This window comes from Luteimonas sp. MC1895, from assembly GCF_016457215.1.
Taxonomy (GTDB): Bacteria; Pseudomonadota; Gammaproteobacteria; order Xanthomonadales; family Xanthomonadaceae; genus Luteimonas.
Genome location: NZ_JAEMDY010000003.1, coordinates 179147 through 190268, shown reverse-complemented (window position 1 = coordinate 190268; position 11122 = coordinate 179147). Strand labels below are relative to the sequence as shown.

Sequence of the window (11122 nt, the reverse complement as noted above, 5' to 3'; positions counted from 1 at the left end):
TCGGAACGATCGCCATGGGTCAGCACTTTCAGGCAAGGGGGAGTATGAAGGGCTTCTTCGCGTATCCAGCCAGCGTTCCGTCCGCGGAAACTATTCGAACGGCGATAGCTGAGGTCAAGCAGTTTCACGCGGTATCAGACTTAATTGGTTGGGAGGAGCTGGACATACCAGGCCAGTTCATCGCCCAGCAGGTGCTACACAAGATAGATCAGAGTGATTTTCTTGTGGCCGACATTACAGTCCTGAACTTCAACGTTACCTATGAGGTGGGCTATGCAATCGGGCGGGGGAAACGGGTAGTTCTTGTTAGGAACTCAGGTTTCCTCGGCCTCGCGGACGAGGGGATAAAGAGGCTTGGAATCTACGATACTTTGGGCTTTGAAACGTACCAAAATGCGCGAGAGCTTGCTGCGAAGATTAAACTTTATCGTGATCGTCAGTCTCTACTTCGAGACTCGAAAATCGACGTCAATCAGCCCATCTACGTAACAAAAACACGTACGCAGAGCGATTACGCGATTCGGATTGCGGCTAGGCTAAAGAAATCGGGCCTCGGCCTTCGTAGTTTTGACCCGGCCGAACAGCCGCGTCTTTCGGCGCTAGATGCGATAAATCAAGTGCAGAAGTCAATTGGCGTGCTCGTGCATTTTATTCCTAGTGCCATGGACGACGCTCCAGTTCATAATCTCCGAGCCGCATTCATTGCCGGGCTTGCAGAGGGGATGAGCAAGCACAGACTTCTATTACAAGAAACCCACGACCCTGTCCCTATGGACTATCGGGATCTTGTAACTGTCCTCGTGCACCCTTCGAAGATTGATGAGGTGGTGGCGGATCTCGCCGGCGAGGTCGTCAGCAGTATTGGCGATCCACTCACAGAGGCCGATTCAACTACTGGCTCGCTTATCGAGCGTCTCCACTTCGGCGCTTCCTCTGCAGAGAACGAGATAACCGACCTGCCCGAGTACTACTTGGACACGGACGAGTTTCGGCGTGCATTAAGAGGTGAGGTGCGCCTTATTGTTGGCCGTAAAGGCACTGGAAAAAGTGCAGTGTTCTTTCGCGTGAGAGACAAGATTTCGTCGACCCGGCGCAACGTTGTTCTAGATCTGAAACCCGACGGCTATCAGCTAGTAAAGTTTAAAAGTCGGGTTCTCTCCGTAATGGATCAAGGAACGCAGGAACATACTATTACAGCTTTTTGGCAGTCTGTTCTTCTGCTCGAAGTTGCTCGCGCAGCGTTGCACTTGGATAAGGAGTCTCATAGGTTGGATGATGAGATTTATCCCGTGTACCGCCAGCTAGAAGAGAAGTACAAGGAGTATGGATACGATTCAGGCCAAGGAGATTTTGCCGAGCGGGTAACTAGTCTGATCTATAGAATTGAAGGTAGATTCGATGCCGGCAGTCAGCCTAATGAGGTTTCCCTTTCAACGCCGGAGGTTACGGCGCTGATCTACGATCAAGACATCACCAAGCTGAACGCCGCACTTCTCGCCTATCTTCAGAAAAAGGATTCAATTTGGATTCTTTTTGACAATATTGACAAAGGCTGGACCCCGACAGGCATCGATGCGTCTGACATTGTTACCCTAAAGGCGCTATTAGAGGCCACAAGGAAGTTGCAACGGACATTTGCGCATAATGGCATCGACGCAAAGACGTTGGTCTTTATCCGGAACGACGTTTATGAATTGTTGGTCAGCCAGACGGCGGACAGAGGTAAGGAGCAAAAAGTTGTCGTGGACTGGCGCGACCCTGATGCTTTAAAGCAGTTGGTCTACTTGCGAATTGTTGCAAGCTTGCCAGAACTCGCTGATGAGAACTTCGACGATCTGTGGGCGCGGCTCGCTGTTAGGCATGTCAATGGCGAGGACTCGTATCAGTACATTGTCGATAGGTGCTTGATGAGGCCTCGATATCTCATCGAACTTCTTAAGTACGCGCGAGGGTGTGCGCTGACACTGCGCCACGAGAAGATCACTGAGGACGATATCCTTAAGGCCGAGGCCGTTTTCTCAACTGATTTGGTGCAAGACACAAACTTGGAGCTTAGGGATGTATTCCCACAGTACGAAGGCCTCCTGTATGCATTCATAGGGTCGCCGTGGGAGTGCAGTCTTGAAGACTTGCGCGTTCGGCTCGTTGTCGCAAAGGTCGAGGAGAAGGATGTCGATCGCGTGATTCAGCTGTTGCAGTGGTACGCAGTGATAGGTGTGCGCAACGAAGATTTCGAGCCTACTTATATCTACGACAAGAGTTACAGTCTCGCGATCTTCGAGGCTTATTTCCGAGCTCGCCATGAGAATGGTGGAGTAGTGATTCACCCCGGATTTAGGCGAGGCCTCGATTTGAAGGCGCACTGAGTGATGCTCGCCGTGCAGACGTAGTCACAGAGAGAGACGAGTCATCTTATCAACATGAGATGCAGGTCCAGGCTGGGCTGACGCAGGTCCGCCGGTGTGGCATGCAGCTCGCGTCTACATCGTTGACTAACCGCGCTCTGGCCGCGACGTGAGCTTTCCCGTCAAGCAGACGTTTCAACAAGTAGAACGTAGGCCGGCTCGGTAGTGAAGCTTATGATTACAGTTCCGCCAGCCCTTATGGATCTTCGCTGGAGTCAAGAAACCGCTGCACCGAAGCTGGCAAATAGATCCCCGGGAAGCTCGTTTGAAAGATGCCAGGTAATGGCCATTGGTCGCTCGCCCTCGTGGCTCACATAGGTGGCCGGCCCCAGTAGCCAGAAAGCACGATCATCGGTCGTCAGGCGGGCGAAGGGCAGCACCACGCTGCCATTGGCCTCATGGGTCTGGTAGCGCTGCCCTGTCTCACTCGTTTCGCGAGTTCCAGACTGACTGTCCCAATGAAGAAGCGTAGGGCTGATCGCGTAGTCGCGGTAGCGCGTCGTAGGCGAAAAATGGCCGCTGGTCTTGTCCAAAGTAAAGGCCAACAAGTCGACTCGCGCCTCGGCAATCCAGCGCGCGCCTTCCCGCCACTCGGGCACCTTGAGGTCATGTCCGTTCGCGAATGCGGCCAGCATTTCTCGGCGGGTGTACCGGGCGTGGACGCAGAGGGGGACGTCAGGATGCGTCGAAAGCGGTTGCTGCACATGCTCGACGCGGTCGGACAGCACATCCAGCAGCTGGCGCAGCTCGGCCAGGACTTGCGGATGTGCCCAGATGAGGTTGGCTGCCTCCTGTAGCGTCTCATCACCTTTCAGCACGGTCTTGGTGAGGACGGTGGCGAGCATGTGGAGCAGTCGACGCGTCCGAATATCTAGTCCGCCAATGTCAGGCGCGGTCGGGCTCTCTGAAAAAGCCCGGTAGTGTTCGATGCGCAGGGCGTCGTCGATATGAAGCAGGCGCCCGAGAGCACGGCGCAACGGTGTTTCATGTGGTCCACCAGGAAGCGTGGCGACGCCACCGGCTTCGAGTAGATCGGACCAGCTCCTGTTGTTGGCGTAAACGTCCTCCAGCTCGATCCCGGTCTGGTTGAGGAAATTCTTCAGTGAGACCGTCGGGTCAGCCTCAGCGACGCGCCGCAGCTCCTGCGCGCGTGCCGGCCAGGTGTTCGGGAGGCTCTGGCGTATGTTCTCCAGCACATGCTGCGAGGCCACGGCGTCGAGCTGCATGTGGCAGCCGCTCGGCAAGAACGGAAAGCCTTCTTCAATGGTGCGCTCAATCTGTTTCCGGCTCCCACCAAGCAGGGCGGCGTAGCGACGGTGCATCCGGAACTCTTTGCGGTGATGGCCGACAAAGTCCAGCACGGTGCAGACATTCTTGTTGGGCTCGCGCCGCAGCCCGCGCCCCAGCTGCTGCAGGAAGACGGTGGGGCTGTCGGTCGGCCTCAGCAGTAGCAGGGTGTCGACCGAAGGGACGTCGACGCCCTCGTTGAAGAGGTCCACCGAGAAGACGATACGGATCTCCCCGGCGGCCAGCGCCTGCAGCGCCTGCCGCCGCTCTTCGCGCGGGGAGTCGGCCCAAACGGCCACGGCGGGGAGGTTGGCGGCATTGAACTGCTCCGCCATGAACCTCGCATGCGCCACGGAGACGCAGAATCCGAGGGCGCGCATGGTCTCCGGATTGGGGACCGTCTGGAGCGCGTTAGCGATGATCCGCCGCGCCAGCACGTGATCGCCGGTGACGAGTTGGCTGAGCTCCTGAGGGTCGTACCCGCGCCCTCGGCGCCAGCTGACATTTCGATAGTCGGCGCCATCGGCGATCCCGTAATAGGCAAACGGCACCAGCCGGTGTTGGTCGATCGCATCCCAGAGCCGCAGCTCCGCGGCAATCCGGCCGCCGAACCATTGCAGGATGGGTTCGTCGTCGCCGCGCTCGGGCGTTGCGGTCAGGCCGAGGAGCTCCCGCGGCAGCAGGTGGTCCAGGAGCGCCTTGTAGGTGGGCGCCGCCGCGTGGTGGAACTCGTCGATGATCACGACGTCGAAGTGATCAGCCGGCAGGTTGTCGAGTCCCCGGGCACTGAGGCTCTGGATGGACGCAAAGACATGTTCGAAGCGGGCAGGGCGGTCGCCGCCCACCCATAGCTCGCCAAAGGCCGCATCCCGGAGCGCGTGCCTGAAGGTGGCCAGGCTCTGGTCGAGGATCTCCTTGCGATGGGCAACGAACAGCAGTCTTGAGCGCGGCAGGCGTTTGCGCAGACGCTGATAGTCCAGGGCGGCCATGACCGTCTTGCCGGTTCCGGTGGCCGAGACCAGCAGGTTCCGGTGGTGGCCCTGCAGGCGGGAGAGCTCGATCAGCTCCAGCAGGCGCGACTGGAACGGCTCGGGGCGGATCTCGACGGGGCTCAGGTAGACACGGGGGCCTTCTGCTCGCGTCTGGGTGAGATCGCGGAATTCCTCCGCATCAAAGTCCCGGAAATCGTCGTTCTGCCAATAGCTTTCGAAGACGGCCGAGAACTTGTCGATGACGTCCGGGTTGCGGGCGCCTGACACCCGCACGTTCCACTCCAGGCCGGTGACCTGGGCCGAGTAGGTCAGGTTGGACGAGCCGATGTACGCGGTGGAAAACCCGGTGTGGCGATGGAACAGCCAGGCCTTGGCATGGAGCCGGGTGCTGGAGGTGTCGTAAGAAACCCGGATCTGAGCGCCCAGGTCGCGCAGCGCTTCGAGCGCAGCGAGCTCGGTGGAATTGGTGTACGTGGTGGTCAGGAGACGCAGCGGCCGGGCGCCGTCGACGTGCCGGCGCAGGAGGTCGAGCATCGGCCGGATGCCCGTCTGGCGCACGAAGGCCATCAGGACATCGATGCGGTCGGCCGATGCGACTTCCGAGTTGAGCTGGAAGCCGATGCGCGGCTCGCCGGGCGCATTCGTCAGCAGGGTGGTGTCGAGCAGCGGCGTGGCCGGAAGCGGGACATCCTCGGGCTGGCCGTCGGGGCGGAGGGCGGCGATGGCGCGGAGGACGTCGCCGGTGGTGGAGAGGGCATCGGTGGCATCGACGCCCTTGCTTTCGGCCGCCAACAACCGGGTCACCTCACGCGCGAGCCGGGCTCCGACTTCCGTGCGCTGGCGTGCGTCGAGCGCCGCCACGCTGCGCCGAACGAGGGCGGCCAGGTGGAAGGCAATCCGATCTGCCGCTTCCTCTGGATGGAGGCCGGCGCGTTGGGCACGATGCTTCGGGTCCAGCGCTGACAGGGCCTCTTCGAGCCCCTCGGTGACCAGCTGCTCGTATAGGCCGCGATTGAGTCCGTACATAGGGGCGCCAGGCTAGCAGGTTAAGGACTGGAATCATCGGTCCCCTCGCAGGTTATGAGACCGACAATTCTTAGCCTCATCCCATAGGTAGAACCTGGGAGACGGGCTTCATGGAAGGAAAGTTCACCGTGTTCGAGTACGTGTACCGAGACGCAGGCAACTTCAAAACATCGGGACGCCTCTTGCTCTCGGGCCAGGACACCAACGCCGAAGCTGCAATCCGCGGCTGTCTGGAATGGTCAGACCAATTCGTGGCCGAGCAGATTGGTGTTCCGGCCTTGTGCAATGAACATTGGGAGTCAGTAGGCGAAGATCTTTCGGATCTTGATCACGCTTTTCACGAGTTCGTAGGGCTGAGGGACGCGACTAAGGAAGACCTGACCCTCACTGTGTGGGGCTCACTGGAACTAGTAGTCGGCCGGATGCAGATAGCCGCAGGGAAGTGGGACGTCACACTTTCTCCAAACTGTGACCTGTAAGTAGCGGGCGCTATTCCACGGTTGGGTATCGCAGCGCAAGCGCTTTGGCGATGAGCATGCGAGTCTGGGGCGGAACTACTTCATCTCCGTAAGAGAACCATTCGTATCCTCGGCCCATAGGAGTGAACACAAAGGTGTCAGCAGATTTTCTGTCGGCTGTTTTCTCGATGAACCAGCCCGGGAGAGAGACCGCTGGTGTGACTGGAATGGGCTCCCCAATACTTTCCCTGATGAGCGAGGCAAGGAACTTCGCCTGCCTCCGTGCTTGTGCGATTGGAGCATTGGTCGCGAAGTCACTGAACTTGAGTGTCGTGCCGTCGAACTTGACCTTGTTTGGGTCAGCGGTCGAACCTGACTTCGGCTTCCGGAAGGACTTGGTTTCGATCGCGTAGACGCCACGCGGCGCGATCACCACGTGATCAATATTGAAGTTCCCACAGGGAAGGTCGTGCAGAACGAGGCAGCCGTTGGCGACGAGCCGGTTGAGCTGCATCCCGGTTACGCGCTCGGCAAGCAGGCCGTCCCGTGCCTGTTCCTTACGGAGCGCGTGGCGTCTGTACTGCCAGAATCCGTAGGCGAGCATCAGGAGCCATCCGGCGAAGAAACATGCCTCGGCCACGCCGAAGGTGACCGACTGCCATTCAATGCGCATCGACGCCCAGACGAGAAAGAGCATCGGGAGCGCCATGATCATCACGTCGTAACCGAAGTCCGCCTCTCGATCCGCGTCGCCGATTCTGTCTAGGAGCTGTTGGCCAGGAACGTGGCCGATCTGCTTCCCATGAAGCGGCGAGCGCCTCTGGCGGACGGCGCGGAGGACTTTGAACAGCAGGATGATGAGCGCGGTCACAAAGACGGAGCTCAGGAACACGGCATGGCCGATGAACATGTGCCACTTCATTCCAAACTCTCCCCATTCGACGTTTGATCAATCGCTATAACGCATGTCACTTGCAGCTCGCTACCCATGGTCTCGTCGTGGGCGCTCTTCCTTCGACGTCCCATAGCAATCCTCCTTGTCAGGACGTGCGGCCGCGAACGTCAAGGCGCGTCGTTTGGATCCGCTGTCAAATCGTCATCGGCCGGCGGCGCCGCTGCGGTGGTTTGAGACGCTCCAGCCGGCATCGCGGTCCGCAATTTGGCGGTCATCTCTGCCACTACGTCGCTGATCACCCTGTTCTCGTCCTGGAAGCCATGGAAGGCGGAGTTCTTCCAGTCGCCGGTGACGAGCAGGTCGCCATTCCGTGCGTCGAAGATCTTGACGGCCAGGGAATGGAGGTACATCACCATGTCCCAACGCCAGACATCCACGTAACTCACGATGGCGTCGACTTCGCTGGACTGCCGGGTGCCCGCGGGCAACGGCGCCCGCACGGTAAAACCGTTCTGGACCAGTGCATTGCGCAGGGCCCCATCCATGGCTTCGGAGTTGCCATCGGAAGGAACCTGGGCGATGGACACGACGGGCGGCGGCGCTGACTTCGCCAGCAGGACATCCTGATGGGTGGCGCAGGCAGACAGGAACAGGGCGGCCGCAATGGCGGCGCCGCGAGTGAGCAGTTTCATTGGTATTTCCCCCTGTGGAGGGAAAACTATAGGCGATCGAGGGCGCGTGGCGTACTCGCGCCATGGAGGTGAGCGGCCCTGGGAAGCGGGGTTCCCAGGTCCCGGTGTGCGTGACCAGAAATGTCACCTGCTGCCGGAGCAGGTGCGCATGTGAGTCTCGGCACAGCGGAGCAGCGACGGCCGCGGTGGCACGCATCGTGCTTCTCCTTGGCCGGGGACAGGAGGAACATCGAATGGAATCTTTCACCAGCCTGGCGATGGCTGCGGCTGCAGCGATATGCGTACTGGCCGGCTGCACGGAAGTCCCGCAGCCTGCGCAGCCACGCCCGCAACAGGCCGGCCAGCCGATGGACCCGCTGCGCACGGCCGGCCATCTGGCATCCATCCGCGGGTCCGCGCTGGTCGGCGACCAGGAGGGCGTGCACGACGGCCTGATGGCGATGCACGAAGACTTCCGCAAGGCGATCAAGCTAGCCGACCCTGCGCGCCGTGTGGACCGCGAGGCGGCACGCGCGGCGCTGCACGGGGTGGAAGGCTTGGCATCCGTCGTCTGGCTCGACCATGAAAACCTGTTCGTGCTGGTGGACCGCAATGAACTGCGCACGCAGGCCGTGATCGACGCGATCTGCATCCGGCTTGAACCGCTTGGCGACACGCTGGGCGTAGTGGTCAACCTGCAGAGCACCGCTGCCCGCACGGGTGAGGAACAGGCAACGCTCAGCCGCAACTGCCAGCTGCAGCCCGGCGATCGGGCCTTCTTGCAGCGGGAGCGACAGGTCGATGTGGTCCCCGGGCACATCCGCGCCCAGCAGCAGCGTGCGCAGGCCCAGGCCGACGCGCGGGGCGACCGCAGCCGGCAGACGCAGGCGAGCCTGGAGATCCTGATGGAGTCGACGCCGGAACTGCCAGCCGATCCGCGGCGGCAATGAGCTGCGGCTGATGCCTCGCTGTGATCGCTTTCAGAAAACGTACTGGTACGTCAGTCAATCAAGGGAAAATGGATGAGTGCTCAAGTAGAAGCCGTACCGCAGCCCGCAGTGGAACAGCGTGGCATCGTCGCAGGCGTGGTGGGTTTCTTCGAGACCCTGGTCGGCCTGGTTATGGTGGCGCTGATCGTGGTGGGACTGGTTGCTTTGACGCTGACCTGGCGATCGAGCGACGTCGAGTTCATGAGCGACGGGAAGCTTCGTGTCACTCAGTACACCTGGTGGGGTCTGCAGGAGGATGCCACCGTGATTTATGCGTCGCCATCGGATGGCTGGACGATCGAACGCCCGAACGGGGACAAGGTGCCGATGAAGACCCAGGCGATTCGCTTGCGAAACTGAAGGGCGTCACGAAGTGCCGAGAACCGCCGTATACCGCCGCTGCATCTCCTCGGGGCTGACGGTCTCGAGATGGTGGCCGATGTTCCAGCGGTGGCCGAAGGGGTCGCGGATCGCGCCGGAGCGTTCGCCGTAGAACGCATCGCTTGGCGCCATCAGCAGGGTGGCGCCGGCGGCGACCGCGCGCGCGATGACGGCGTCCGCATCGTCCACGTGCAGGTGCATCGTCGCGCTGTAGCCGGCGGCCGGGTCAGGGCTTCGGATGTCGAACTCGGGAAACTCGTCGCACAGCATCAGCGTGGTGCCGTCGAAGTCCAGTTCCACGTGGCCGATGCGGCCGCCAGGCTCCTGCAGGCGGAGCAGTTCGGTGGCGCCGAATACCTGGCGATAGAAATCGATGGCGGCGGTGGCGTCGGCGACACAAAGGTAGGGAAACAGTGCCTGGTGACTCATGACAATCTCCCGGGTGGCGTCCGCCGAGAATACGCCCTGAGCCACGTGGTGCGGACCGCTTCCCGGCAGCCCGCCCGTATAACCTGTCGGTCCACACGCAACGTCCTGGCACGGTTCCCGCGGCCGGCATCCGATGGAGGCTCGCAATGCTTCAATTCATCCCCAGCGCCGACAACGTCATCGCGGTGTCCATCGAGCACCGCATCACCAGCGCCGATCTTGTCGCGGTGATGGACCGGCTGGATGCCTGCCTGGCGGCGCACGACACGGTGCACGTGTTCGTGGAAACCCGTTCGCTGGATGCCATCGAGGTCTCCGGCCTCGGCGCGTACATCGCCCGGGCCATGCCTCTGTTCGGCCAGCTGCGACGCTTCGGGCGGGTCGCGGTGGTCGCCGACCAGGCCTGGGTACGCGCGGGCACGCGGATCGAGAGCGCGCTGCTGCCGTTCGTCAGCTACCGGGTGTTCAAGCCAGCAGAGCGGGAAGAAGCGCTGGCTTGGGTGCGGGAAGGCTGAGCCGCGTCGGCCGGTCGGACAACGTACCCGCCACGGCGCTGCAGCACGGGATTGGCCGGGGCGCACGGGCCGTCTCGTTGTACCCGGCTTATGGACCAGGAAGCCGTCCCATGAAGCCTGCAATCGGTTTGTTCTCGGCGATGTTGGCCTGCCTGTGCCTGCTGTCGTCGGCAGCGCTGGCTGCGCCCGCCGTGGTGCGGGTCAATGGTGTCGACATCGCCTATGTCGAGTCGGGCAGCGGCGAACCGCTGGTGCTGATCCATGGCTTCGGCGATTGCAGCACCGTGTGGGAGTCGGTCCTGCCCGCACTCGAGAAGCAGTACCGCGTGATCTCCATGGAGTTGCGCGGGCACGGCAGCTCGGGAGGTTTCGAAGGGCCGTTCCTGTTCGAGGATTCAGCGGGCGACCTGCTGGGGCTGCTGGACCATCTGGGGCTGCGGGAGGTGAAGGCGATGGGGATCAGCGCCGGCGGCATGACGCTGCTGCATGCAGCGGTCCGCGAGCCGGAGCGCTTCAAGGCGATGGCGGTGATCGGCGCGGCGGACGGGTTCCCGGAGCAGGCGCGCGTGATCATGCGCGGAACACCCGGCAACATGCCGCCGGAGGTCCTTGCGTTCTTCACTGCCTGCGCGGTCCGCGGGCAGGCGCAGGTGGAGCACCTCCTGCAACAGTTCAATGGCTTCCAGCACAACGACGACGATATCGACCTCTCGCCGGGCGAGCTCGCGAAGATCAGGGCGCGCACGTTGATCGTGCATGGCGACCGCGACGATTTCTTCCCGGTGCAGATCCCGGTGCGGATGTACGAATCGATACCGGTCTCGCAGCTGTGGATCGTGCCGGGCGGCGGCCACGTCCCGATCTTCGACAGCAACGCGAAGGCCTTTGAAGAAACCGCGCTGCGCTTCCTGGCCGATCCTGGGCCGGCGCCGTAGGACCATCCGGTGGCTGGTCCGACCCGAGCAAGCGCAACTGCGGGTCCCGAAGCAGCAGAGGGGCGCGCGGTCGGGCCGCCCCCTAGTCCGTCCGTTCACAGGAACCCACCGACCATGCCCGCTCCGCATGATGGAGCCC

At 61.5% G+C, this 11122-nt stretch carries 10 protein-coding genes; 6 read left to right on the top strand and 4 right to left on the bottom strand.

The window, feature by feature from the left end; translation table 11 throughout:
- Positions 1-44: 44 nt before the first annotated feature.
- Positions 45-2366 carry a hypothetical protein gene (locus tag JG616_RS08950; RefSeq protein ID WP_199392373.1) on the top strand — a complete coding sequence of 774 codons (2322 nt, stop codon included), beginning with the start codon at positions 45-47 and terminating at the stop codon, positions 2364-2366.
- Positions 2367-2620: 254 nt separating this feature from the next.
- On the opposite strand, the gene JG616_RS08945 is transcribed toward JG616_RS08950, so the two are convergent.
- The gene (locus JG616_RS08945) at positions 2621-5710 is read right to left on the bottom strand and encodes a DUF3427 domain-containing protein (RefSeq protein WP_199392372.1); all 3090 of its coding nucleotides are present in this window, start codon (positions 5708-5710) and stop codon (positions 2621-2623) included.
- Between the two features lie 110 nt (positions 5711-5820).
- Here JG616_RS08945 and JG616_RS08940 point away from each other — a divergent pair, with 110 nt between their 5' ends.
- Entirely contained in the window at positions 5821-6189 is a 369-nt protein-coding gene (locus JG616_RS08940) for a hypothetical protein (RefSeq protein WP_199392371.1), read from the top strand.
- Between the two features lie 10 nt (positions 6190-6199).
- Here the strand turns inward: JG616_RS08940 and JG616_RS08935 are convergent, their stop codons facing one another.
- Positions 6200-7078, bottom strand: a complete 879-nt coding sequence (locus JG616_RS08935) for a nuclease-related domain-containing protein (protein WP_199392370.1) — start codon at positions 7076-7078, stop codon at positions 6200-6202.
- Positions 7079-7230: 152 nt separating this feature from the next.
- Entirely contained in the window at positions 7231-7755 is a 525-nt protein-coding gene (locus tag JG616_RS08930) for a hypothetical protein (RefSeq protein ID WP_199392369.1), read from the bottom strand.
- A gap of 233 nt (positions 7756-7988) precedes the next feature.
- Between JG616_RS08930 and JG616_RS08925 the strand changes: the two genes are divergently transcribed.
- The gene (locus tag JG616_RS08925) at positions 7989-8684 is read left to right on the top strand and encodes a hypothetical protein (RefSeq protein WP_191728160.1); all 696 of its coding nucleotides are present in this window, start codon (positions 7989-7991) and stop codon (positions 8682-8684) included.
- Positions 8685-8756: 72 nt separating this feature from the next.
- A complete protein-coding gene (locus tag JG616_RS08920) occupies positions 8757-9083 on the top strand; it encodes a hypothetical protein (RefSeq protein ID WP_191728159.1) in 327 nt (108 codons plus the stop codon).
- Positions 9084-9089: 6 nt separating this feature from the next.
- Here JG616_RS08920 and JG616_RS08915 read toward each other — a convergent pair whose 3' ends face one another.
- Positions 9090-9533 (bottom strand): VOC family protein, encoded by a 444-nt coding sequence (locus JG616_RS08915; protein WP_191728158.1) that lies wholly within the window; start codon positions 9531-9533, stop codon positions 9090-9092.
- A gap of 146 nt (positions 9534-9679) precedes the next feature.
- On the opposite strand from JG616_RS08915, the gene JG616_RS08910 reads away from it, so the two are divergent.
- Both JG616_RS08910 and JG616_RS08905 read left to right on the top strand, forming a co-directional pair.
- The gene (locus JG616_RS08910; protein ID WP_199361761.1) at positions 9680-10048 is read left to right on the top strand and encodes an STAS/SEC14 domain-containing protein; all 369 of its coding nucleotides are present in this window, start codon (positions 9680-9682) and stop codon (positions 10046-10048) included.
- Positions 10030-10983 (top strand): alpha/beta hydrolase, encoded by a 954-nt coding sequence (locus JG616_RS08905; protein WP_199392368.1) that lies wholly within the window; start codon positions 10030-10032, stop codon positions 10981-10983. The genes JG616_RS08910 and JG616_RS08905 overlap by 19 nt, the downstream gene beginning before the upstream one ends.
- Positions 10984-11122: the final 139 nt, after the last annotated feature.

Excerpts from the sequence above, each read along its gene's own strand:
- JG616_RS08935 (WP_199392370.1), bottom strand. The coding sequence starts at position 7,078 with ATGTTCATCGGCCATGCCGTGTTCCTGAGCTCCGTCTTTGTGACCGCG.
- JG616_RS08920 (WP_191728159.1), top strand. The coding sequence starts at position 8,757 with ATGAGTGCTCAAGTAGAAGCCGTACCGCAGCCCGCAGTGGAACAGCGT.
- JG616_RS08930 (WP_199392369.1), bottom strand. The coding sequence starts at position 7,755 with ATGAAACTGCTCACTCGCGGCGCCGCCATTGCGGCCGCCCTGTTCCTG.
- JG616_RS08940 (WP_199392371.1), top strand. The coding sequence starts at position 5,821 with ATGGAAGGAAAGTTCACCGTGTTCGAGTACGTGTACCGAGACGCAGGC.
- JG616_RS08910 (WP_199361761.1), top strand. The coding sequence starts at position 9,680 with ATGCTTCAATTCATCCCCAGCGCCGACAACGTCATCGCGGTGTCCATC.
- JG616_RS08945 (WP_199392372.1), bottom strand. The coding sequence starts at position 5,710 with ATGTACGGACTCAATCGCGGCCTATACGAGCAGCTGGTCACCGAGGGG.
- JG616_RS08915 (WP_191728158.1), bottom strand. The coding sequence starts at position 9,533 with ATGAGTCACCAGGCACTGTTTCCCTACCTTTGTGTCGCCGACGCCACC.
- JG616_RS08950 (WP_199392373.1), top strand. The coding sequence starts at position 45 with ATGAAGGGCTTCTTCGCGTATCCAGCCAGCGTTCCGTCCGCGGAAACT.
- JG616_RS08925 (WP_191728160.1), top strand. The coding sequence starts at position 7,989 with ATGGAATCTTTCACCAGCCTGGCGATGGCTGCGGCTGCAGCGATATGC.